Genomic DNA, 24191 nt, shown 5'->3' on the forward strand with positions numbered 1-24191 from the left:
AGAGCCCCCTATGCAAGCCGCGATCATGCAACCTTATTTCCTGCCCTATCTTGGATATTTCCAACTGATCAAGGCAGCAGATGTTTTTGTTGTTTATGACACGATCCAATATACTAAAAAGGGCTGGATAAATCGAAATCGCCTGTTGCGAAACGGTGAAGCGGCAGTATTTTCGATCCCACTCAAGAAGGGATCTGACTATCTAGACGTGGTAGACCGCCAGCTTTCTGAGTCCTTTGATAGAAAGAAGCTGTGCTCCCAAATCGAAGGGGCCTACCGCAAGGCACCCTTCTTCGCAGAAACTATGCCCCTCATTACGGAAATTGTTTCATACTCCGCAGGCAATCTATTTGATTACATTCAGAATTCTCTTCGTCTCACCTGCGCACATCTAAGTATCCTGACACCTGTCAGAATATCGTCGGAGATTGAAGTGGGCGCATCGAATCTGCGCAATGCAGACAGAGCTATCGACATCTGCACACGCCTTCAGGCCACAGGCTACATTAATCCCCCCGGCGGCCGCGCCCTCTACGAAGCAGAGGAGTTCCGCGCGCGCGGGCTTGATCTGCGCTTTCTTGAACCGCAGCTTGCGACCTACACCCAATTTGGCGCAGATTTCGTCCCGGCACTTTCGGTTCTTGATGTGCTGATGTTTAATGGTCAGAACCACACGTCGAATGTACTGCTAAAGGAATACAAACTCGCTGATTGATAGTTCCAGGCCACCGCTTAAATAGGAAAAACTCGGCAAGGTCTTTAGTCCTATGGATTACACGCTGGCAGACGCCTGTAGAGAGTTTGCCCAAAGCCCTCAGGCGCTGGAGTTTAACGACTTCATCCGGGTCTATTTCTGCACCGGATCAATCGAGCCTGATAACGAAACCTTTCGCAGCTATGTTTCATACGCCAACATGGAAAAGGACTTCTCTTCAGTTCTTCGTGTTGGACCTGTCACGCTTTAGTGCCGCCCCAAGTGCTCGTTTAAGCGACCTTTCGCTCGAAGGCGACAGGGCTTTGCCAGCCCAGTGCTGAATGACGGCGGCGCGGATTGTAGAAGCCATTGATGTATTCTAAGATCGCCATCTCAGCCTTCCGCCGCGTTTCCCAAGTATGCCGCCAGATCAGTTCGGCCGTGTTGGTTTTGAAGAAAGTCTCGACGGCCGCGTTGTCATAGCAATTACCCTTGCCGCTCATCGATACCTTGAAGCCGTGCTTGCGTAGGATCTTCTGGTAATCGTGCGAACAGTATTGCGATCCACGGTCCGTGTGATGGATGCAGTCTTTGGGCGGTTGCCGCAATGCGATGGCCATCTCCAATGCCCGGATTGCGAGGTCCCGTTTCATCCGGTTCGAGACCGCCCAACCAATCACGCGCCTTGAATGCAGGTCGAGGATCACGGCCAGATACAGCCATCCCTCACGCCCCTCTCATCGTTTGCAAGCAAACGACTGCCGGGCAATGGTCCAGACATAGCTGATGTCACCAGCCCACTTCTGATTTGGCGCATCAGCTTTGAAGTCCCGATCCAGCAGGTTTGGGGCGATGTTGAACTTGTGGTCACTGTCCGTGGTGACCTTGTGTTTGCGGGTTCTCACCACGGATATGCTGTTCTGGCGCATCAGTCGTCCGACGCTGCGGTGACCCACGTTCAGGCCGATCTTTTTCAGCTCTGCAGTCATGCGCGGCCTGCCATAGCTGCCCAGACTGAGACGCGACTGCTCTTTGATATGCGCCAGCGTTACCAAATCAGAACGTTGCCTGCGGCTGGCAGGGCGGTTGCGGAACGCACGCAAGCCGCGCGAACTGACATCCATGACATGGCACAACCGATCTGTTGGAAAGCTGCCTGCTTGTTCTTCGATGAACTTGAACCTCATGGCTTTTGGCCCGCGAAGAACTGCGTTGTTTTTTTTAAGATTTCCCTCTCCTCCTTGAGAATGCGGTTCTCACGTCGAAGCCGATCATTCTCTTGGGCGAGGCTCAAATCCTCTTTCGAAACCACATCGGTATCTCGGTGTGCTGTGATCCATTTGTTCAGCGTCGACATCCCAACGCCAAGGTCATGGGCCACCTGCTTACGCGTTAGCCCGCTGGTCAGTGCGATACGCACCGCATCCTGGCGGAATTCGTCCGTCCGTTTCAGTCCTATAGTCAGTCTCCTTTGTTGCAATAAATGCTATCAAAGGAGCGGCATCAAACCGTGACAGGTCCAATGTGGGGTCAGGCGCATACCGGGGATCACGTAACCACTTGAAGATCATGTTTGCGTTCATCGCATAGCGGCGGGCAAACTGCGCCACCGAAACACCCGCTGCCGTCGTCTGAAAGCAGATCGACCGCTTCTCTTCATCCGTCCAAAGCCGCTTCGTTCGACGCGCCATCCTTTGCTCCATAGTGTCCGCTATCCTAAGTAGACACTATCGATCACTCTCTATGCGCGGCAGAGCAGTCAGGCCGGACGCTTACAGTCTGGGGCTATACATGCGGCTGGAACCGCCGCGTGTCGGCCCCGGCTCAATCCTGGGCCCCTCCCTGCGTGAGCTGTTTTTGGTGGCTGCTATCACATTATTTTCTGTTATCAGGACGTGCACAGGTTTCGAACCGGTCCCACAAAGGGATATCGCATCGGCTATGCACAAAGTGATGACCTGATCACTTGGGTGCGGGATGACACCGCATTGGGGTTCGAAACAGAGCCTGAAACGTTGGATTGCGAGATGCAATGCTACCAACACTTAACCGCTTCACCAGACGAGCCCTATATGCTCTACAACGCAATGCATTTGGCCGATACGGGCTTGGAGCAGCAAAGTTATCTTTGCTTAAATTCTGACCTACACCCAAAATCTGGCAAGCGAAGAAGATATTCTGAACCATCTTGCCGCGTATAATAAAATTTTCGCTCTTCCGTTGAGTACACAAACAGGTTTGCACACTTATGCCAGAAAGCTGCACGCCAACGCTATTAGGTTCGAAGTCTGGAGCGAAACGCTCCTGGTCGGGCTCGTTGCCGCATATTTCGATACTGCGCATCACGGCACCGGCTTTATATGCAATGTGAGTGTTCTCCCGGAACTTTACCGGCCAAGGTATCGCAAAAAAGATCATGTCAAACGGTATCGCGCATGCCCTCAATCTGGGGTTCACACGGCTCGAATTGGACGCCAGCATTGATGCACATGCTGCGATGAAGCTTTACGATGGGCTTGGCTTTGCTACGGCCAGTGAGCTTCCGACGGGCAGCCAGAGCCGACGTCTGGTACGCGTTATGGCCTGAAACCTGTCAACTGTGGCAGAACACGCAGGCCCGGCCGGTATTGCGTAGACAAGCACGGCTGGCCCCGTGCATTATGCATGAAATACAATTTGTTATGCCCCACAAGGAGCGCCCCCATGCCTGACCAGAAGATTATCATCCTGGGGGCAGGTTTCTGTGGCCTCGGTGCGGCGCGCGCTCTTGCGGAGGTCGGCATGCCGGCCACAGTTATCGAGGCGAAAGACAGGATCGGGGGGCGCGCTTGGACGAGTGATCTTTGGCCCGACCTGCCCGTTGATATGGGGGCAAGCTGGATTCACGGGGTGACGGGCAATCCTCTGACGGAGCTGACCGAGACGCTCGGCATAAAGCAGTTCCCCACCAGCTCTGAAAATGCGGTCGCCTTTGACGCAACGGGCCGCAAGATCGACTATATTGCAGCACTTGAGGAAATCGAGACGCTTATCGAGAAGGCGCGCGACGCCATTGATGACAATGACGACGATATGTCACTGAAAGCCGCCGTGGAGCAATCCACCGGGTGGCTGGCGCTTTCGCCGGAGCGGCGCAAGCTTTTGCGCTTGGCCCTCCATACCAGCGTTGAGCATGAGTATTCGGGTGATTGGGCGCGGCTGTCGGCGTGGTACTATGATGACGGGGATGATTTTCCCGGTGGTGATGCGGTGATGCAGACGGGCTATGCGCCGCTGATCGCGCATCTTGCCGAAGGTCTGGACATTCATCTGGGCGAGCCCGTGTTGCGGCTTGAGCCGTCGGGTGACGGTGTGCGTCTGGAGACGACGCGTGAGAGCTATTTCGCGGATAAGGTCATCATGACCCTGCCGCTGGGCGTGTTGAAATCAGGGGATATTCAGTTTGGCGCGCCTCTGAAGAAAAAGCGGCAAAAGGCTATCAACCGGCTGGAAATGGGTCTGCTCAACAAATGCTGGCTGCGGTTTGATGCCGCGTTTTGGCCAGAGGGCTTTGACTGGATCAATTACCTCGGCGATTGGCAGGACGACACGCCGGGACATTGGACAGAATTCACGAATTTCTCCGGCGCGGCTGGCGTTCCCTTGCTGGTCGGCTTCAACGCAGCGGCCTCTGCGCAGACGTTGGAAAAGCTGTCGGATGAGGCCACAGCCGCGTCGGCGATGGCAGCGCTGCGGTCGATGTTTGGGAGCGCTATCCCCGACCCTATCGGCTATCAGATCAGCCGCTGGCAACAGGACCCATTTGCCCAAGGTGCCTACTCCTTTCAGCCGGTCGGCACGCGGTCCAAAACGCGCAAGGCCCTCTTTGGCAGCGATTGGGACGACCGCTTGTTCTTTGCCGGAGAGGCAACATCGCACGAGTATCCCGGAACCGCCCATGGCGCGCTGATGACAGGCCGCGCGGCAGCCGCGCTGAGCATTACGTAGATCGGCTTCTGCGGCGTGCGCTCACTAATCTCGCAAAGGCGTCAGATGAACCACTTGAGACAGGTCGCCATCCACAAACCCTCCTCGGAGCTTTGAGCGCGGGCCAGGTCTCCCGCTTAGGTGCTTTGCAGAGGCCGGGACATTGAGGCCGCAGAAACCCGCCCCGATAGTCGCAGCCTCAAGCCACCTCACCCATGCTCAGAAAGCCCCATAACCTCCTGCGCTTTTCAAAATACAGCCCTTGGCGCACTCTTTTTGACCGAAGGCGATTTCTGCCTTGTTTCTCAGACATCACATCTCTAAACGGATCAGCGGAGACGTGGCCGAGTGGTCGAAGGCGCTCCCCTGCTAAGGGAGTAGGCCCGGAAGGGTCTCGAGGGTTCGAATCCCTTCGTCTCCGCCACCATACATAAGTCATTGATTTTGTTGGTTGTTGCACCCTGTGGTACAGGGTATCTTGTGGTACATGACGGACCACAAACCCAAGCGATTATCACCAACGCCAACGGAAGGCGCTGACATGCGGAACCTCAAGAGGCCGCGTGGCAAAGGCTATTCGCTTCGTATGGCAACACCCGAGGCTCTTGTCGGCACGGAAAGCCCGTGGACAGGGAAGGCATTTGGCAGGGAGATCACGCTGGGCCTGAACACGCGCGGACACGCTGAGGCATTGCGCATTCGGGACGTGAGGATTGGCCAGATCAGACAGCTGGAAGCGGAGGCGCTGGCGGCAGGTGGCATTGGCGGCATCATCGACTTGTCCCCAGAAGCCGCCGAAGAATGGCGGCAGATGCGGGCGGACGCGAGCGACGATGAACGCGGGGGAATGGACCACGTGCTTGTTGACCAGCTGGAGGCAGCAGCTAAGGCAGGGCAGGGCAGCGAGGCAAAGGCGTTCGGGGCAAGGGTCTTCAAAGGCGCGATGCCGTTGCAGGATGCGCTGGAGAAGTACCTGACTGAGCGCGAACCGGGAAACGTCTTTGGGTTTGATCCGCTGGCCAAGACTACTGCATTGAATGTCCGTTCGACTGTCCGACACCTCAGGGAATTCTTGGGTGGCCAGCAAGCGCACTTGCAAGACGTGACGCCAGATCAAGCATTCAGGTTCCGCATCGAGTACTTGCCTGTTGAGAAAGGCTTAGCTGCAGGCACGGTGGCGAAGCATGTCACGTTGCTGCGGGGGATGTGGGCATGGGCTATCAGGGACAAGGGGTATCTTAAGACCCGCTCAGGGAAGCCCATCAGGAACCCTTGGGATGTCGCGCCGGGAGGGACGCCAAAGAAGGCAGCTTCGCGAAGAGAGGAAACTAAGCGATCCATCTATGCGCCAGAACAGGTCACGAAGCTGCTTGAAGGGTACCCAGAGTGGGGAACACGACAAGGCGACATCCTAAGGCTGCTATTGGTCACTGGGTGCAGGGCTGACGAGATCGGGGCGCTCGCCCTGCGCGACGTGGCAGAGGACGGCACAGGTTTCGACATTGTGAAGGGCAAGACTATGAACGCGACCCGGCACGTCCCGCTGGCAAGCAAAGCACAAGACCTCCTGAGATACCGGATAGGGGTAGCTATGGAGTTGCAGGTTGAGTTGGACAACGACGAGCGAAGGCTGTTTCCTGAGTGGTCATTGAAGCCATCAACGGGGAAGGCGAACGGGCTGTCCCAGTGGTTCACACGGTACCGCCGTCAGAGGCTTGGCGCACAGAGTGACGGAGTTCTGGCGCTGCATTCGTTTCGACACACGTGGCGAACCGTAGCACGGAGGGCTGGTGTGGCCGATGATCGGGTCCGAGACTTGGGTGGTTGGGGGGACGGGACCGACGACAGGCGAAGCTCGGCAAACACCTATGACCACGGTCTCGAACGGCAGCAGCTTCACGATGCGCAGCAGTCAATCTGGGACGGTCTGGAGGAACGCGGATACCTCGGAGCTTTCTGAGCGACCGAGAGCTTGAAAGGTGACACCATTGAGAAGAACGACGACGAGATGCTGCCATACGCAACCATGCCAGCGTCTCAAGTCACTCCTTTGACTGGTCCGCAGTCTCGTGTCCCCGTGGGTCTCTTCTGAGGTCTGCGGGGGCGCAACAGTGCTTCTTGGGTTGTCATGGGCTACCCTTGGTCTTGTCGACGAGGTGAAGCCTCATGAGGGACACTTGCGTATGCAACTATGGGGCATGCAAATTGCACAGGCGTTCTGGACCAGTTTCAACAAGCAACAGCAACCGGACCAGAACAAATGACCACTCCAAAACAATGGCTTAAGAAGCCCAAAGTTACACTTGTGGCGCTTGGCGACATAAGCACCGACACCAGCACCTTCCAGTTTCGTGACGAAGACCTTTTCGAGCCACATGCGGAAGAACTGCGCTCTCACCTGAGGCCCGGCGAACCTTTGGACGCGATGACGCTATGGCGAAACCCAGAGACATCGGCATTGGTCGTAATCGACGGCCACCACAGGCTGGAAGCATACAGGCGTTTCGGCTGGCGCGGGAAGGTGCCTGCGCAGGTGTACTCGTGCAGCCTAAGCGAGGCTCGCAAACTGGCACTTGAGGAAAACGCCAAGACCCGACTTCCAATGACACCGCAGGAGCGAAAGAACGCTGCGTGGCGCTTCGTCTGCACCTGCGATGGAAAGGGACTGGTGTACTCCAAGAGCGAGATTGTGGCTTTGCGTCTGGCAGGTGACGGCACGATAGCGAAGATGCGCCGGACGCGACTGCAGCTGATTGAAGCAGAGGAGACTCTACCAGACACTTGGTTGGAGGCGGTGGAATTGCTCAAGGGCTTGGTGCGGACGGACAAAGACTGGGATGCTGATGAGTGGGTGCAGGCAAGAGCGGCGGCATTCGACAGTGTCGCGGGAAAGTCTATCGGAGATGAGTTTCAAAAGTGCGGGGACGCTGCAGCGATGGTCATTGACAAGAGGGCCGGGCGGCAGGGGCAGCGACGCATGTTGGAGCATTGGGGTGGCGCGGTGGTCAGTGGTGACGCTGAGGCCATGCTGACTTTAGCTGCGCTGATGGCCGAGAACTTGACGCCCGCGCAGCTCAAGCAAGTTGTGGAGATGGCGCAAACACAGACGGAGTTATCCATATGAGAACAGGCCTCATTTTGGGTCACACATCTGAGGGGCTTACTACTAACGGCGCAGGACGGCGATTGCCCCCACCGCTTTAAGGGGGGGTGTGTCCCCGCTATGATCATCAGTACCATAGCAGGGCCACAGGGGCTGTTAGAGGGGCCGTGCAGCGCGGGCCACATACAGCGAAGCCGAACACACGGACAGGCGCAGTTCATCACCCATTGGACCCCTCAGGCGCTCTACGGCTGGACAGGAGGGTGACAGTAGCGGGTCATAGCGAATGAACGTCAGTGTGACTGGGGGGAGAAAGGGTAGTTGGATAGTCATCGGGGTGGTGTTCCTTGCGTGTTGATAGTCCGCAAGGTCTTGTTATCAATGCCACTTTGCATAAGATTGCCTTGCTTTCGTGGCTATCGCCTTCCAATACACAGTGCAACAGCCAATCGGCACGACCACTTGAGTGTCTCACAGGGCTTGCCCATGTGGGACGTCTCAAGGCGCTCGCCGAAGTGTCTCACTGAAATGGATGTTGACACTGTGAGACGGATCGTCTCTAACGTTTAAGACTTCATTGAGACACAGGAGAAGCACAGATGATCGTCGGATACGCACGAACCAGCACCACAGAACAAGAGGCGGGTCTGTCCGCTCAGTTGCGAGACCTCGAAGCGGCGGGGTGCGACAAGGTCTTTCGAGAGCAAGTATCCTCCGTTGACCGCGAAGCGAGGCGCGAATTGGAGGCGGCGATTGATTACGTCCGCGACGGGGACACACTGATTGTCACAAAGCTGGACAGGCTGGCGCGGTCGGTCCCGCATCTGCTGGAGGTGATCGACGGGCTAAAGGCAAAGGGCGCGACCCTGCGCATTCTGGCCATGGACATCGACACCGGGACGCCTACCGGGAAGCTGATGGTGTCTGTGCTTGGCAGTGTCGCGGCGTTTGAACGTGAGATAATGCTGGAGCGCCAGCGAGAAGGCATCGCCAAGGCGAAGGCGGAGGGGAAGTACAAGGGTCGCAAGCCCACGGCGCAGGCGAAGTCTGAGGAGGTCTTAAGGCTGCTTGGTGAGGGCCACGGAGCGACTGAGGTGGCAAAGCTTACGTGCATTGCTAGGGCGTCGGTGTATCGGATCAAGAACGGAGGCGACGCGGCGCGATGAGGGTTCCAAATGCGCGACGAACCGAGGGGCTTGCATTGATAGGCGTCATGCGTTTCCTTCGCATTTATGTTTCGTGTCGCAAATGAAAGGAACGGAAGTTCAATGGCTAGAGCAATGATAATTCTTGGGTGGGTACTATTGGCGGGGGGCGTCAGTTTGGTGTTGCTAGGCCTCTTTGGCATTGCGATGGCTGACGGTGTTTGGGCAGCGTTGCAAACCCTCAGCCCCTTCAATATCGCCAACTTCATTGTGACAGCTATTACCCTTGCTCCCGGCATTCTTTTGATCACTTGGGGGCAGAAGCTAAAGGACGCACGGGGAAGCTAACCCGGAAGAAGGAGTTTCTGTGGTCCGGGAAGGCATACATGCTAGTCTGGACCACATTTCAACGCTAACACCAAGATATATAAGGATTTCTTTTAATTGAGATCGTATCCCTTCGTCTCCGCCATAACACGCTAAAACAATGACTTAGGTCTTGGACAGGCAAGTGCGACACAAAGTGGAACGCACAGCCAATGAAACTCTCCGCCTATCTGTCACCATCACGTCACGGGGTTTACTACTTCCGCTGGCCCCTTCCTCGGGCTGAGGATCACAAGCGCCGCACAGTCAGGATATCCTTACGCACAAAGTGCCCGGATCGGGCTGGCGATCTTGCCCGACATCTTGCATCCTGTGGCAGATTGGTGCGCGAGAACAAGACTTTGGCTAGGCTCAGACAAGACGAGATGCGGGACATCGTGCGGAGTTACTTTGCAGCTTCGCTGGATCGGTATTTGGAACGGTTGAACGACACCGGCCTGCCAGATCGGTCCCTTGAGGCCCTACGCCAAGAGTTGGACGTCCACGAGGACGCTATAGGCGGCTTTGACGACCTGTCAGACCTCTACCTTGACGCGGGCACCTTGGACAGCTTCCGGGCCTCAGCGGGCGTGACAGACGCTCAGTGGGCCGAAAATGCGTCGTCCCTTCGCCAAGAGATGCGCAAGGCCCGCCGGGATCAGATCAAAGCCATTCTGAGCGCCGCTGAGAGCCTTGAGGGCTATTCCTTCACCAAGCATTCCGAGACAGCGCCAGCGCCGTCACAGGCCCGCTCTGCGTCTCTGGGAGAGGCAATCGAAGATTTCATGGCTGAGCCGCAATGGTCCGACCAGGTGGCCGCGAAAGCAAGAGCCTTCTTGTCTGTGCTGTTGGAGTATTTCGGGCCGGATCGCAGGATGGCGGATATAACGCGCCATGACGCTGCCGAAGTCAAAAAGGTGGTGCAGTCCCTGCCGCTCAATCGGAAAACTAAGACTGAAACGAAAGACTTAACGCTGCTTGAGGCGATAGAAGTGCCGGGAATGAAAAAGGTATCTGTTGAGACGGTGAATAACCATATGGCCATGTTCTATCGCTTCTGGAAATGGGCGGTTACGCATGGACAGGCAACTGAGAAGCTGTTTGAAGAAATGAAAATCACGGCGCGGAAAAAGCCGGATGACGGACGCAAGGCATTCTCGCCAGCCCAAACCAAGCGATTGTTTCAAGAACTGACTGAGAACAGGTCCGGGTTTGTGAAGTCAGACGAGTACAAGTGGGCAACGCTTCTGGCGCTTTATACAGGCGCAAGACGAGGAGAAATCGCGCAGCTATTCCTCACAGACGTTCAGCAGGAAGGCGACATTTGGTATCTGGACATCAATGCAGATGGAAAGAACAAGAGCCTCAAGACAACCGCTGCAAAGCGCCGGGTTCCCATCCATTCTGAGTTGATCCGGCTTGGCTTCCTTGACTGGGTACAAGCCTTACCGCGACAAGAGCGCCTGTTTATGTCCTTCTCATACAACGTCAAAGAAGGCTATGGCCGCAATCCGGGCCGATGGTTCGGCACCTTCCTAAAGCGGCTTGAGATGAAAGAACCGGGCTTGGTACTGCATAGCTTCCGTCACACGATGATAACGCGACTGGCGCAGGCTGGTGTGCCCGAGCCGCTTTATCAGGACATTGTGGGCCATGAACGCGAAGGCGTGGCGCAGCAGGTCTATTTCAAGGAAGGGCATACGCTGGCACAAAAGCAGGAAGCCCTTGAGAAGTTTGAGGTTTAGGGGCGTTGTTCTTCGGCGTGCGAGCCGCTTGCAAGTACTGTGATGGTCTGGTGTGCCTCGTCAATACCATCGCAAGCCATCATCCACTTGGCGAACTCGATCACGTCCAACCTGCGTTCCTGTGTCTCGACCTTGGCAACAAAAGACTGTGGCTTGTCCAAACGCTCTGCCAAGTCAGCTTGGGTCAGACCTGCATCAAGGCGCACCTGCCTGAGCCGCTGGCACAGATAAACTGTGTTCAGGTGTGCGAAGTGTTTTGTCAAGTGACTGCCTGTTGATCGAATGCAGGCAGTCGGGTAATCCCAAGTCAGGATAATACCATTTTGGGATAACCGTGTTCAGAAGCGCGGCGTATAACTCTGCACCTTCAAATGTCGGGATTTGATATGAAAACGGTTTACAAAGTCGCCGTTGCCGCCACCGCGTTCGTGCTGGTTGGCGTTGCCACTAACAGACTGAATAACGATGGGGGCATTCAGCCCGTCATGAAAGACGAAGTGCCCGCGCTTCTCGATGAATGGGGCTGGGCAAATGAAAGCGAGTTTGCCCGTTATGCTGCGCATATTCCAGCCAGCTTGGCTGTAATCGTCGGACTTCGCGCCGGTAATGCTGACTATGATCGAGCAGAACATAGGGATGCATTGACAAATGGTATTCCATTGCACCTTCACCGCAATGTCATGCGCCACGACAACTTAGCTGCCGCACAACGTGCGAGAAGTCGCCAGTTGCGGAGGCTAGCCGCTCAAGATACCGAACAACGCTTCTACGATTTATTCCCCGAATGGCGGGCATCACATACCGCCTGCATGACGGACGCCGAAGCCTTTGAGAGCCTTCAGCAGTTTGCACCAGACATCGCATCGCGGATTGAGGCCACGAATGCGGAGTTTGCGGCATTGGCGGCAAGAGAAGCCGATGGTACTTTGACAGTCTCAGAACGAGAAGCCTACCTTGCTCACCCGTTCCGGGTGCCGCATTTAGTCCAGACCGGATCAGAATGGTACCAATGGACCGAAGTTGACCCTAGCGAGCCGCTTGCTCTGCACCGAAGCGAAGGGCCACTTGTGCGAGAATGCCCCAGTGACGACCATTCATACGGCTGGCACATCAAAGCGTGTTTTGGCTATGTCAACATTGACTTGGGATATGTCGGATCGCATCCCGGAGGCGGGCATCTCGCTCCAACGGTTGTGGGTAGAGAGGTATACCGCAACTTAGAACAATCGGGCCAAACCCTAGATTTCGTGTTTCAGATGATGGACCATCAAGCTGAGCAAGCGGCATTGCGCAGACAGGCTGAACAAATCGTGGCCAGTTTGCCTGCACAAAACGTGTCGGCTGCGTCGGTCGAATGGCGCGTTCGGGCTGAGTATGAAAGGCTTCGTTGCTCACAATAGCATTTTGCGGCTCATTTTTCTGAGCGCGTATCTCTGTATTGGCAAGGCCACAACTTCCCCCGTGGCCCCTTTTCTCTTTGGGCCTAACCCTACGCCTTGGCGGAGCATTAGCAGCTTCTCCCGTGCGGTATCTGTCTGTTTTCCATTGGCTTCACTTGCCCGCCCACATGGCAGCGGGGCGAGAGGTGGGGGCTTTTCCTCACATATAGACAGAGAAAGCCCGTCTACGTACACCACTCGCGCCACCTATAGGATAGAACGAGGTCGGGCAATCTTGCGCCCCTCGGATTATCCGTTTGTTTTTCTTGGATAAATCTATCGCCCTACCTATAGGACAAGAGGCGGGGCATATTCTGAGATTATTTATCAAATACAATAACTTAGCCAAAGCCGAGTATCTGTCTGGCCAGATAATCAATCTTCTTTCTTATTAAATCATTTATAATCAATATCTTAAAATATATACTCAAAACCGATTGCTTTCCTGCCTCATCTCAATCTTCGATGTATTCAGCTTTCCAATAAGCAATCCGAAACGAATATCATGCTAATATGTTTTAAAAAATGCTCATATCCTTCATATACTTACCCTGATACCATGAAAAATATCCACTCTGGTTGCCAACACAGATACCTTTGACTTCTTCCTAACATCCGGGTTATAAACCGGAACACAAAGTGAGACACACAAGCAACCTTCGCTCTTGTATGTCCAGTTAAGTCAAAGACTTAGATTTGTGGTGGAGCCTCCCTTCGTCGCCGCCACCTATCTTTATCAAGCTTTATTGCAATATATTAGATCGATTTGCGTTAATCTGAGTTATATCCGGCAGTCTTGATAAAGCTCCAACCTTCTTGCGATCGCAGAGATCGCATATGCCTCCAAGGGCTTCTAACAAGGCGTAGAAGGTTCTGATCCCAATCCACCGCAAGTGGGCTTTAAGCTTTGAGAAGACCATCTCGGTAGGATTGAGGTCGGGGCTCTAGGGCGACAGGAACCAGAGCCAGCTACTATGTCTTCTCAGGACCTCGGCGGCGCGCGGGCTCTTGCGGGTGGAAAGGGTACCCCTTGCCCGGCAACCGCTGCTTGCCGCCATGAAAGTTGCACCAGCACCCCTTTCGTTTCAGACAGTGCGGCGGCCAGTTCCTTCAAAGTAATGTCAGGTTCAGCACGCAAGATGACGAGAAAGACGTCGCGATGCGGGGCAAGCCTGCCAAAACGTCCCAGCGACCTGCCTTGTCGTTTTGCAGCGACCAAGCCCCGCGTCCGATACTCCGCCGCAAACCGCACAGCCGTAGCAGGACTGGCACAAAACACCCGTCCGGCAGTGCGCGCCGAGTGCCCTTTCGCCACATAATCACAAATCCGTTGCCGAAGGTCCAAAGAATAAGGCTTGCCCATGATCCACCTTCCAAAGGAAGTGGAGCAGAAAATGCCACATTGTGAATCCCCGTTCGCCTCACATCAAACGCAAAACGCTTTAGAAGACGGACGGGGCGGCTGGACCGCGGATTTTGAACAGCTACAATTTGTTTGCGTTAAGGCCAATCACACTCATTGTTGCGGCTGGACCGCGGATTTTGAACAGCTACAATACCGGAATGACGCGAAGCGTTCACTGGTCAGTTGCGGCTGGACCGCGGATTTTGAACAGCTACAATGGTGTCTCAGCGCATCGCGGAGGTTGATACGTTGCGGCTGGACCGCGGATTTTGAACAGCTACAATGACCACCCCGCCGATCCCAGTGATGAGCTCGTTGCGGCTGGACCGCGGATTTTGAACAGCTACAATACGCGACATCGCGGGCCAATATTCTGAATGGTTGCGGCTGGACCGCGGATTTTGAACAGCTACAATGTTCTTCATCTACACGGGACAATGCGGTTTGTTGCGGCTGGACCGCGGATTTTGAACAGCTACAATCTCAGCGCCCGTGCGAAACAGCGCATCAGTGTTGCGGCTGGACCGCGGATTTTGAACAGCTACAATAGATGCAAATGCAGCTCGCGAGTGTCACGGGTTGCGGCTGGACCGCGGATTTTGAACAGCTACAATCTTGACGGGCTGCACGGCCCAGCCGGTCCAGTTGCGGCTGGACCGCGGATTTTGAACAGCTACAATAGATTGAACCGCAGACCGTTGTGAAGATCAGTTGCGGCTGGACCGCGGATTTTGAACAGCTACAATTTGATCTTTGTCGTGGATGAAATCGCTTCAGTTGCGGCTGGACCGCGGATTTTGAACAGCTACAATTTGAAAAGCTGGTCCCCGCGCACCTGCCCGTTGCGGCTGGACCGCGGATTTTGAACAGCTACAATGACGGTCCCAGAGGTCGCGGTAGAGCCTTTGTTGCGGCTGGACCGCGGATTTTGAACAGCTACAATGACGTGGTAATCAATGCCACCGCCCTCGTCGTTGCGGCTGGACCGCGGATTTTGAACAGCTACAATAGCGTTTTATAACCGGCGTCGGTGACTTCAGTTGCGGCTGGACCGCGGATTTTGAACAGCTACAATGGTCATGCCCAGCGGAAGCTGCACCGATGGTTGCGGCTGGACCGCGGATTTTGAACAGCTACAATCGGCGGCGGTGTGATCAGGTGTTTCATGAGGTTGCGGCTGGACCGCGGATTTTGAACAGCTACAATTTATTCATGCGGTCGCCAGCGGTCCAGCCAGTTGCGGCTGGACCGCGGATTTTGAACAGCTACAATCTGGCGAGGCTCACATGATCTACCGCACCAGTTGCGGCTGGACCGCGGATTTTGAACAGCTACAATCCACGGGAGCAGCTCCTCGGGGCACGTGTCGTTGCGGCTGGACCGCGGATTTTGAACAGCTACAATGCCACCCGCAAAGTGACATTCACGGCCGGCGTTGCGGCTGGACCGCGGATTTTGAACAGCTACAATATACGCCGAGGAGGATGCGCAGTTTAGCGCGTTGCGGCTGGACCGCGGATTTTGAACAGCTACAATGGTCGAGCCTCAAACCGTTGTGAAGATCGGTTGCGGCTGGACCGCGGATTTTGAACAGCTACAATCGCCTACCAAGAGGGCCGTATGAGCGATACGTTGCGGCTGGACCGCGGATTTTGAACAGCTACAATTTCGCAGATGATGAGGAGGATGCCTAATGCAGTTGCGGCTGGACCGCGGATTTTGAACAGCTACAATCGCAAAGCGCGGCTGATGGAGCTGGAGCCAGTTGCGGCTGGACCGCGGATTTTGAACAGCTACAATGACACCCGCAAAGTGACATTCACGGCCTGCGTTGCGGCTGGACCGCGGATTTTGAACAGCTACAATTGCAGTCCAGCCATCATGCTACTCCGTGTGGTTGCGGCTGGACCGCGGATTTTGAACAGCTACAATTCGAACCGATCCGCAGCGGCCCTGGCAAAATGTTGCGGCTGGACCGCGGATTTTGAACAGCTACAATCGGCAATGATCGCGGCGGTGCGCCGCTTGCGTTGCGGCTGGACCGCGGATTTTGAACAGCTACAATGAAGGCCCCGTGCGGCGGAAAGATCGCGCTGTTGCGGCTGGACCGCGGATTTTGAACAGCTACAATTAAATTATGGCGCGCAGGGCGCAGGCGATCGTTGCGGCTGGACCGCGGATTTTGAACAGCTACAATCACGAGCCTGTAGACATAGCTGCGCCCCTTGTTGCGGCTGGACCGCGGATTTTGAACAGCTACAATTGGCGCTTCACACTGATCGCTGGACGGGGGGTTGCGGCTGGACCGCGGATTTTGAACAGCTACAATCGACCACCCTCCTCGTGGGACTTGCCCTCAGTTGCGGCTGGACCGCGGATTTTGAACAGCTACAATACCATGCAACTGAAAGACGCGAAACCCGGTGTTGCGGCTGGACCGCGGATTTTGAACAGCTACAATGCGCGGGGTGCAGGAGCTCGAGGCTCACCTGTTGCGGCTGGACCGCGGATTTTGAACAGCTACAATCCGCGAGGTTGTCTCAAGAGCAACCGCCCCGTTGCGGCTGGACCGCGGATTTTGAACAGCTACAATGGCGGCTGATAGCATCCGCCAGTGGGCGCAGTTGCGGCTGGACCGCGGATTTTGAACAGCTACAATACATGAAGGCGACCGTCTATGCTGACGGCAGTTGCGGCTGGACCGCGGATTTTGAACAGCTACAATCACGCCCCTGCGCCTCCAGTGCCTCGCGCAGTTGCGGCTGGACCGCGGATTTTGAACAGCTACAATGGTAAAGGCCGGTGATGCAGCGGCATCGCTGTTGCGGCTGGACCGCGGATTTTGAACAGCTACAATAGTGATCGCACTGGATCAGGGCACCTATCAGTTGCGGCTGGACCGCGGATTTTGAACAGCTACAATCTGGCGTGTAATATTCAGCAAGGCGCTTGGTTGCGGCTGGACCGCGGATTTTGAACAGCTACAATCCCATAATCTCCGATTCTTCGGTCTTGCCGTTGCGGCTGGACCGCGGATTTTGAACAGCTACAATAGTTGTCTAATGGCAAAACCGACTAAACCTGTTGCGGCTGGACCGCGGATTTTGAACAGCTACAATCGCCGTGAAACCATCATCTTCGGCACTGGCGTTGCGGCTGGACCGCGGATTTTGAACAGCTACAATAAGGCATTTGTCCCGGCCACGTTGCAGACCGTTGCGGCTGGACCGCGGATTTTGAACAGCTACAATTGGATGAAGAACGGCAGATCCGTCGATGAGTTGCGGCTGGACCGCGGATTTTGAACAGCTACAATCCGAAATGCAGCCTTTACATGTGCGCGCGCGTTGCGGCTGGACCGCGGATTTTGAACAGCTACAATAAGTGCATCCCTTTCCCGTTGCAGTGCCAGGTTGCGGCTGGACCGCGGATTTTGAACAGCTACAATGCGCAAAACGGTGATGCTGTCGGGTCGGAAGTTGCGGCTGGACCGCGGATTTTGAACAGCTACAATCGAATCACCAGCGAATCGGGGGTGTTTCTAGTTGCGGCTGGACCGCGGATTTTGAACAGCTACAATGGCGCCTTGGGAAAACTGCACGAACTTATAGTTGCGGCTGGACCGCGGATTTTGAACAGCTACAATTTTGATCGGGCGCGCAACGATATGCAGACGGTTGCGGCTGGACCGCGGATTTTGAACAGCTACAATTTTTCGTTTGTGCGGTCCTTCTATGTGGTTGTTGCGGCTGGACCGCGGATTTTGAACAGCTACAATTGTGACGGTTGACCAGTTTCTTGGCGAGGCGTTGCGGCTGGACCGCGGATTTTGAACAGCTACAATGCAAAAAATCCAGGCAAGTCAGCTCATCAAGTTGCGGCTGGACCGCGGATTTTGAACAGCTACAATGCCTCTAACGCCCGCACCGGCGGCTGGTCAGTTGCGGCTGGACCGCGGATTTTGAACAGCTACAATCAATGGTCTCCGCATGGCTCATTTCTGGAAGTTGCGGCTGGACCGCGGATTTTGAACAGCTACAATAGATCGCCCGCTATCTTCTTGGAGTTAAAAGAAAATAGCGGGGGTCTATTGTGGTTAATCCAAGCGAATCGCATCAAAACATTACCAGTTGTTCCGGATTCTTTCGGGCCTTACGTCGACCCTGATCCGAGAAGTGAACGATATCACGATATTGTCGATCCGTAAAATTCAGAATCTGCACGTCCCCCGAATCGGGTAAATGGCGTGAAATCCGGTTCACACGGGTCTGAAACGCCTCTTTGCCGTTTACGAAACGGGCATAGACGGAAAACTGGCTGCGCTCGAAGCCCTCATCCAGCAAAAAATTACGGAATTTTCCGGCGGCCTTGCGCTGAGGTTTGGTGTCGGTCGGAAGGTCGAACATCACAAGAATCCACATCAGACGATACCCCGATAAAACTTTGATTTCATGGTTCATGCCCCCAACCCCGCAAGTGTCAGTGGGCCGGGCGTGTTTGGCAGGGCCAGCGCAAGCCTGCCCTCCTCGAAACTTTGGCCCAGTGACGTGGCCAGCTTCATTACCGCCACAGAGACAGGCGTGACACCCTCCCCCAAAGGCAGGTCCGTGGCAATCAGGCGTGCGAGTGCCTGCTTCGCCGCTGTGTCGACCTCTGCACCACGCGTCACGACGATGTTGCGCACCGCGCAATCCACCAGCGGGCGGAAGGGTTCCATCAGGTCATCGGCAAGTGCAAAGGCGTTGGATCTGTTGGAATGAAACAACCCGATCGTCGGGTGCAAACCGGCAGCAACAACAGCTCGCGCAGTGGCAGCGCGCAGCACGGTATAGCCATAGTTCAGCAGAGCGTTCTCCTCCCCTGCCCCCGTATCGCGGCGAAAATCCGGGCCCATCATCCGGGGCCAATAGTGGCGCGCAGCCTGCGCTTCGATATTGGTCGTGTCGCCTGATGTGATTTTGCGGATCATCATTTTCAAAGGCGCGTCAGGTTCCCCAATTGAATCCAACGCCGCTGCCTGCATCAGCACCTTAGCGGTGACAACCTGTTTCCACGCCTGTTTGATGAACGGGGTTTTTGCCTGCCATTGCGCTCGCATCCGCGCGCCTTGCCCGTGGTGGCCATCCAGCGGCATCAAAACTGATTTGGGCGCATGATTAGCCGTGCACAACACAACAGGTACCCCGCGATCGGCCAATTCCGTCAGCAGCGACGTGGTCCAGGTGGTGCCATGCGCATGCACGATCACACCAGCAATCTGGTCAAGCGGCGTGCGCCCAACCTCAGCGCTATTTTCACTCACTTTCAAAAAGCCACGATCACGCGACAGATGCCGCCCGTCGGTGGCAATGTCGATAATCTGGTCCATATGTCACCCCTCACGCCCCCACGCGAATCGCTAACACCTTGGATTTTAGACAAGTTTGCGAAATTCTCCTAACGGGGCGGGCCCGGGTCGCGCATCCGGCCCATTTCATCAACGTGAACGCGGCGGATTCTGGCCTTAATCAAAGACGCCGCAGACATCTGGATGAATTTGAAATCATCCTCCTTGTCGCGGTTGCGCGCATCGGCATTCCCCTCGGTATGCGGCACCAGAAACAGGCCGTTGGCAACGTCCATTTTCTGGACGTAGCAGATCACCGTTATCCCTTTACGTTCAATTACCACCATATCCCGCTTGAACACCCGCAAGAGCCGTTTTGCAGCCGGATGGGGCTTGGACCCATCGCCGGATTGGTGCGCCTCAAACGTTGAGATTGCCCAAGGCTTGACCTTGCCATCAGGCATCCGCCACACCTCGTAGCAATGGTTGCTACCTGCCTTGTAGGCCTTGTAGATATTGCCTGTGGCGTTTCTAACCGGCACACGGGCACTGTCTTGCAAGGCATCCAGAAGCCGCACACGTCGCAGCCCGAAATAAGGGTTTTCGCTTTGGTCCGGCAGTTTGCGCGACGCCGCAAAAGAGGCCAGAGCCTGTTCAAATTCCTTCTTGTCCAAACCGCGCGTGACACGCGTGAGATGACGCTGCAAATCGGGATCGCGGATTTTCCTGATATCACCTGCACCAAGCGACATCAGCGGTTTGCGGCTGACCACATGCCCACCGTCAACGATCCCGTAAGCCGTATCCATATGCAACTGCCCCGCTGTCGTGTCACTGCCTTGTGCGCGCGCGGTCGGATCAATGCGCCCGTGATCTGCCCTGTGGCTGACGATGATCCGCCCGATCTGTCCGGCGACATCATCACGGAAACCGTCCCAAGGCGGCGGGACGGACCGCGCGACCTGTTCGGCGCCCGCCTGTTCGTCGTGCTTGGCTATCTTGCTGATCCGCTGGATCAGGCTGCGGTCGGTGGCTGCGACCACGGCGGCGTCGATGGCGTGATGCCGGTGGTCCTGCCGGTTCTTGGATTTCACGGTTTGCGCGTCGCTGTCCGTCAGCACCTCGATCCCGTTCAACCCCCAATGGCGGCGCAGCATTTCCGTCAACCGGCCCGGCACAACCCAAACATGGGATTTGCCGTCCGCCCCGTCATACAACGCATCCAGATAAGCCCGTGCCACACGAGACAGGTATTGGGTATCTTTTAGTGCACGGGCGGAAAAGTCGTTCTCGCCCTCAAACCGTTCCACCGCATCGGGGGCAAAGCGCCATGCCTGCTTTCTATCAAGATTCTTGAGGTTGGCGACGATCACGTCCCACTGGTCTGTTTCGCCCCAGACCTCCCACGGCGTCTTGTTAGCCTTTTTCCGATTTTCCTCTTTCAAGCATAGGGTCTTGTTCCAAATGCTATCATCCAACGTACGTGAGAAAGGAAGGATATGATCAACATCACACGACCCGTCAAACAACATCGCCGCACTGATACGCTTGCCAGAATAGGGGCATTGGCGGGTCATAACGTCATTGCCAAGGTTTTCCCACAGCCGCAGGATTAACCGGTTTGCGCCTGTGTCTTTTTGCCCCAGTTCTTCAACCAGCTTTTTGCCGCGCTTGATCGCGTCATCCGTATTTTTCCTGATCGTCTTCTGAATCTCACGCTTTTGATCCTCGGAGTTCTTTAGGTCGCGGGCAACCTCCACCACGATCTGGTCCGGCTTGCCGTGCACACAAATGATCCGGTTCACCAGTCGCCTGATCTGGTTCAACCCGATATGGACCGTAGGGTTGGTAATACGACCGAAGCGTTTGACGTCCTCGTCAGTTTTCACACCTGTTCCCGGGATTACATGCCGGTCCAGAATTTCACCGTAGTATGGCAGAGCCTCCAACACCTCACCCGTTGGTCCGCCAGAATGGGACCAACCACAGGCGGCCACAGCATCGCTATAGGACATCACATCAGCCTCCAATGCCGCCAGAATCTTGCGCGTTGCCGTCAGCCCAAGCCGTCCGTAACCTTCGGGCAGCGGCGCATTCGCCGTTGCTTGCGCATAATCCTGGCCAAGCCCGTGGGTGGCCATCAACCAATCAACCAGCGCCTCATGCTCGGTATCACTCTGCACCGCACGGAGGCGTTGCACCACGTCCCATTGAGCGTCTTCGTCCAGTGTGGTCCAGACCCCGCCCATCCTTTCTGGATGCGACAGGCTAGCACGGACGGGGTCGCAGGCAATGGCATCCCGGTTGGCAGTCTCCAACGTGAAACTTTGGTCACTCCTAAGTTTGATCACCTTGCCAATTGCCCTGAGTTTCATCGACATTCCCGACAGGGTTTTCGTATGTCCTTTGTTATCTAGCCCATGAACGATCTGGTCACGTTCTTCACGAGTCAACCCACGTGCCGCCTCCCCTCGCGCAACAATTCGCAGCCCATTCACCGTCTCCAACAGGATCCGCCGCTGGTTCAAGGGATGCGCAGACGGAATACGCCGTTCATCCGTGAATAGACACAGACCGACCTCAGGCGCCTTCAGGGGGCGCTGGTGAAAGATGATCGTCTTGATCTGGTCGCGCAGATCGTCCGTCAGGGTGGTGTGATGTTCCGCCTGTGCGGCCCATAGCGCGTCAAACTCCTCTGACAGGTGCCGCCGGTCGGGGTAAAAATCATACCCTGCCTCCTCTTTTTCGGCATTGTCACGCCGCGCCACGGACAAGCGCGTGCGCACCGTCGGGACGCGACGCGGATCATCGGCCTTGTCCTGCCGCATATGCAGAAACTCGCCATAGGTGCGTGCGCGTGCATCGCGCATCGCCCAATCCAGCCGTGCAGTCGCATCCTTGATCTTACCACTTTCGTTATCGCCGCGGTCGGCCTTTCGATTGGATTTGAACCCACGTCGCTGGTTGAGGTGAAACAGCGCCCGCCCGAAATGCGCCAGCGGCAAAGCCTCATCGAGCCCCCGTGCCCGAAGGTCATAGGGATCAAGAGCTTGCAACGCTTTGGCCTGCACGGGATCGGCTGGCATCAAGCCTGCCTCAGCCATCCGTTTCATCAAAGCAGCCTTGCGGCGCAAGTATCTGTCACGGCGACGGCGCTGCGCACGGGCCACGCGCCTATCGACGGCCAGCGACTCCTTTGACTGCGGATCCCGCCCATCCGAGAAAACCCTCACTCCGCCATCGACGACGCACGTTATCTGGTCATTTTCCGTCCGGTAAAGCCACCAGCCGATGGAGTTCGTTCCAATATCAAGGCCAAGTCGCATGTAATTTCCCCACTAAAATATCCTTTAGAAGTTAATAAACATTGGCATTTAGTTAATTACAATCCATTGCGCGATTGACAATGCACGCAGATGGGGCGACCAATAGGGTGTTCAAAATCCGCGTCGAGCTGTTAACAAGCATTCGATTGCACCACATTGAAGCGCAGGGCCACGGCCCTGCGTTTCCATTATGACCTCAAGGCACAGAGCTTTAAATTTGTGTACTGGTGCGCAATTATGGACAGAAACAGCAAAGTATAATGACAGCCGCATTTTTTGCTATCTCCGACCGAGAGTCCAGTTTTCTGCGTCGCCTCCTGAGCTGGCTTTACCCTTACGCTGCAGGTTTCGCACATGCCCCGCAGGGCTTATTTGCGCACTCTCTTCAGGGAAAGCTAGTTCAGCAAACCGCCAAACTGTCTTAGCAGTCTCCGGTTCAAAGCTGTTTCCAACTCGTCCAGACCATCCACGGCATCCCCTACATGCTCATCATCCGGTTTTCGTTCTAAACCGATTGCAAACACCTATCTCTCAAAATCCGTCCCGATCTGACGCTATTTCTCGGCGACCACAGCATGAACACCATTCGCACAGCACACTCGCGGACTTCTGGTGAATACCAACTTCAACATGTGTTCTTTTCCATAACCCAATATCCTTAACTCCGGGCCTCCGGCAAACAAGGGGCGGCTCAACCCTTCCAAAGAGCAGGGCTCTCACCTGACCACCAGCCTTTGACCTTGGCAACAGAAAGCACATGCTCAATACGCCCTCAAAGTCTGAATGCGGTTTTTGGTTTTGGTGCCCAATAGGGCTTAAAACCTTCAAGACGTCGTCCAAACCAACATCACCAATTCTACGATTAAATATGGGGCTACGGTCATCAATCTGGCGCTTGGGCGGCTTCATATATTGAAAATTTTACACGAGACCTGACCTAGACACTAGGCGCTGATCGACATGACGTCTCCTTTGACACTCGACACCGAACGCCTCCCGATCTTCTCACGTGGCCAAGGCTCAATTGCCTGATAGTTTTTATCGGGTATTGATTTAAAGTGCAAACTATGGTGAATCGGCGCCATCACACCGAGCCGCACAATGCCGTGCATGCCAGGAAAGCTTCAACCTGACTCTCATGCTGGTGCCGCTCAATGTCACATCAATTCATCTGCCCTTCATCTATGCCCAAGACCCTTCAGCCGCCCGCGCGCCTCCATACCAAATACCGAAGCGCCCTGATCGCTGCAAAGAACGCACTCACTGCGATTGCGATTGCTTCTATCGCTACCCCACTGGCCGCGCAGGAAAGCGATATCGAGGCAGTAATCGCGTTGGAGCTAAACGCCATAAAGACCACCGAGGCAGGGTGCACATTGAGCTTCATGATCATCAACGGGCATGGCAGCGCGATTGATAAGCTGGTTTACGAAACGGTGCTTTTCGACGCCGCTGGTCAGGTTGATCGCCTGACGCTCTTTGACTTTGGCGCGCTGCCCCCTGCACGCCCGCGCGTGCGGCAATTTTCCGTGCCCGGCGTGGCCTGTGAGGGGCTAGATATGCTCCTGATCAACGGGGCCAATACCTGCGAGAGCGCGGATCTTGGGCCCGCCGCCTGTGAAACGGGGCTGACTGTCTCCTCGCGCACCGAAATCGAGGTGCAGGGGTGAGCGCGC

Annotated in this window: 15 protein-coding genes, 1 tRNA gene, 1 pseudogene and 1 CRISPR repeat array; of the genes and pseudogenes, 11 read left to right on the forward strand and 6 right to left on the reverse strand. The window is 55.6% G+C overall.

Features of this window, described 5'->3' with window-relative positions; genetic code table 11:
* Window positions 1-10: 10 nt before the first annotated feature.
* Window positions 11-715, forward strand: a complete 705-nt coding sequence (locus tag KUD11_RS13980; protein WP_109384126.1) for a WbqC family protein — start codon at window positions 11-13, stop codon at window positions 713-715.
* 52 nt (window positions 716-767) lie between these two features.
* The gene (locus KUD11_RS13985) at window positions 768-965 is read left to right on the forward strand and encodes a hypothetical protein (protein ID WP_109384125.1); all 198 of its coding nucleotides are present in this window, start codon (window positions 768-770) and stop codon (window positions 963-965) included.
* Window positions 966-984: 19 nt separating this feature from the next.
* Here KUD11_RS13985 and KUD11_RS13990 read toward each other — a convergent pair.
* A pseudogene (locus KUD11_RS13990) lies at window positions 985-2153 on the reverse strand (IS3 family transposase).
* Between the two features lie 912 nt (window positions 2154-3065).
* Between KUD11_RS13990 and KUD11_RS14000 the strand changes: the two are divergent.
* The 7 genes from KUD11_RS14000 (at window position 3066) to KUD11_RS14030 (ending at window position 11019) form a co-directional block, all read left to right on the forward strand.
* Window positions 3066-3281, forward strand: a complete 216-nt coding sequence (locus KUD11_RS14000) for a GNAT family N-acetyltransferase (protein WP_109384124.1) — start codon at window positions 3066-3068, stop codon at window positions 3279-3281.
* Between the two features lie 116 nt (window positions 3282-3397).
* Window positions 3398-4681, forward strand: coding sequence for a flavin monoamine oxidase family protein (locus KUD11_RS14005; RefSeq protein ID WP_181375238.1), 1284 nt, complete (start codon window positions 3398-3400; stop codon window positions 4679-4681).
* A 313-nt stretch (window positions 4682-4994) separates the two neighbouring features.
* A tRNA-Ser gene (locus KUD11_RS14010) sits at window positions 4995-5084 on the forward strand.
* Window positions 5085-5201: 117 nt separating this feature from the next.
* A complete protein-coding gene (locus KUD11_RS14015; RefSeq protein WP_181375237.1) occupies window positions 5202-6620 on the forward strand; it encodes a site-specific integrase in 1419 nt (472 codons plus the stop codon).
* A gap of 300 nt (window positions 6621-6920) precedes the next feature.
* Window positions 6921-7784 (forward strand): ParB/RepB/Spo0J family partition protein, encoded by an 864-nt coding sequence (locus KUD11_RS14020; protein WP_181375236.1) that lies wholly within the window; start codon window positions 6921-6923, stop codon window positions 7782-7784.
* 578 nt (window positions 7785-8362) lie between these two features.
* A complete protein-coding gene (locus KUD11_RS14025) occupies window positions 8363-8929 on the forward strand; it encodes a recombinase family protein (RefSeq protein WP_109384120.1) in 567 nt (188 codons plus the stop codon).
* Between the two features lie 689 nt (window positions 8930-9618).
* Window positions 9619-11019 (forward strand): tyrosine-type recombinase/integrase, encoded by a 1401-nt coding sequence (locus KUD11_RS14030; RefSeq protein WP_224380255.1) that lies wholly within the window; start codon window positions 9619-9621, stop codon window positions 11017-11019.
* Here the strand turns inward: KUD11_RS14030 and KUD11_RS14035 are convergent.
* Entirely contained in the window at window positions 11016-11282 is a 267-nt protein-coding gene (locus KUD11_RS14035; RefSeq protein ID WP_397545222.1) for a helix-turn-helix domain-containing protein, read from the reverse strand. The two genes, KUD11_RS14030 and KUD11_RS14035, sit on opposite strands and share 4 nt — an antisense overlap.
* 108 nt (window positions 11283-11390) lie before the next feature.
* On the opposite strand from KUD11_RS14035, the gene KUD11_RS14040 reads away from it, so the two are divergent.
* Window positions 11391-12419, forward strand: coding sequence for a hypothetical protein (locus tag KUD11_RS14040; RefSeq protein WP_146190813.1), 1029 nt, complete (start codon window positions 11391-11393; stop codon window positions 12417-12419).
* Window positions 12420-13440: 1021 nt separating this feature from the next.
* On the opposite strand, the gene KUD11_RS15325 is transcribed toward KUD11_RS14040, so the two are convergent.
* The 4 genes from KUD11_RS15325 to cas9 form a co-directional block, all read right to left on the reverse strand.
* On the reverse strand, window positions 13441-13821 hold the full coding sequence (locus KUD11_RS15325; RefSeq protein WP_109384115.1) for an IS630 transposase-related protein: 381 nt from the start codon (window positions 13819-13821) through the stop codon (window positions 13441-13443).
* A 92-nt stretch (window positions 13822-13913) separates the two neighbouring features.
* Window positions 13914-17905: direct repeats of the CRISPR family, unit length 36 nt; unit sequence GTTGCGGCTGGACCGCGGATTTTGAACAGCTACAAT.
* Between the two features lie 73 nt (window positions 17906-17978).
* The gene (gene cas2 / locus KUD11_RS14050) at window positions 17979-18323 is read right to left on the reverse strand and encodes a CRISPR-associated endonuclease Cas2 (protein WP_224380256.1); all 345 of its coding nucleotides are present in this window, start codon (window positions 18321-18323) and stop codon (window positions 17979-17981) included.
* The gene (cas1, locus tag KUD11_RS14055) at window positions 18320-19231 is read right to left on the reverse strand and encodes a type II CRISPR-associated endonuclease Cas1 (RefSeq protein ID WP_109384114.1); all 912 of its coding nucleotides are present in this window, start codon (window positions 19229-19231) and stop codon (window positions 18320-18322) included. The genes cas2 and cas1 overlap by 4 nt, the downstream gene beginning before the upstream one ends.
* Window positions 19232-19299: 68 nt before the next feature.
* On the reverse strand, window positions 19300-22515 hold the full coding sequence (gene cas9 / locus KUD11_RS14060) for a type II CRISPR RNA-guided endonuclease Cas9 (protein WP_109384113.1): 3216 nt from the start codon (window positions 22513-22515) through the stop codon (window positions 19300-19302).
* Window positions 22516-23699: 1184 nt separating this feature from the next.
* Between cas9 and KUD11_RS14065 the strand changes: the two genes are divergently transcribed.
* Window positions 23700-24185 carry a hypothetical protein gene (locus tag KUD11_RS14065; protein ID WP_224380259.1) on the forward strand — a complete coding sequence of 162 codons (486 nt, stop codon included), beginning with the start codon at window positions 23700-23702 and terminating at the stop codon, window positions 24183-24185.
* Window positions 24186-24191: the final 6 nt, after the last annotated feature.

It is taken from the genome of Roseovarius carneus (genome assembly GCF_020141465.1).
Classification (GTDB): domain Bacteria; phylum Pseudomonadota; class Alphaproteobacteria; order Rhodobacterales; family Rhodobacteraceae; genus Roseovarius; species Roseovarius carneus.

Bases quoted from the DNA above. Each gene is read 5' to 3' on its own strand.
- KUD11_RS14025 (WP_109384120.1), top strand. From the start codon at position 8,363: ATGATCGTCGGATACGCACGAACCAGCACCACAGAACAAGAGGCGGGT.
- KUD11_RS13985 (WP_109384125.1), top strand. From the start codon at position 768: ATGGATTACACGCTGGCAGACGCCTGTAGAGAGTTTGCCCAAAGCCCT.
- KUD11_RS14065 (WP_224380259.1), top strand. From the start codon at position 23,700: ATGCCCAAGACCCTTCAGCCGCCCGCGCGCCTCCATACCAAATACCGA.
- KUD11_RS15325 (WP_109384115.1), bottom strand. From the start codon at position 13,821: ATGGGCAAGCCTTATTCTTTGGACCTTCGGCAACGGATTTGTGATTAT.
- KUD11_RS14015 (WP_181375237.1), top strand. From the start codon at position 5,202: ATGCGGAACCTCAAGAGGCCGCGTGGCAAAGGCTATTCGCTTCGTATG.
- KUD11_RS13980 (WP_109384126.1), top strand. From the start codon at position 11: ATGCAAGCCGCGATCATGCAACCTTATTTCCTGCCCTATCTTGGATAT.
- KUD11_RS14040 (WP_146190813.1), top strand. From the start codon at position 11,391: ATGTCGGGATTTGATATGAAAACGGTTTACAAAGTCGCCGTTGCCGCC.
- KUD11_RS14020 (WP_181375236.1), top strand. From the start codon at position 6,921: ATGACCACTCCAAAACAATGGCTTAAGAAGCCCAAAGTTACACTTGTG.
- cas9 (WP_109384113.1), bottom strand. From the start codon at position 22,515: ATGCGACTTGGCCTTGATATTGGAACGAACTCCATCGGCTGGTGGCTT.
- KUD11_RS14005 (WP_181375238.1), top strand. From the start codon at position 3,398: ATGCCTGACCAGAAGATTATCATCCTGGGGGCAGGTTTCTGTGGCCTC.
- cas2 (WP_224380256.1), bottom strand. From the start codon at position 18,323: ATGAACCATGAAATCAAAGTTTTATCGGGGTATCGTCTGATGTGGATT.
- cas1 (WP_109384114.1), bottom strand. From the start codon at position 19,231: ATGGACCAGATTATCGACATTGCCACCGACGGGCGGCATCTGTCGCGT.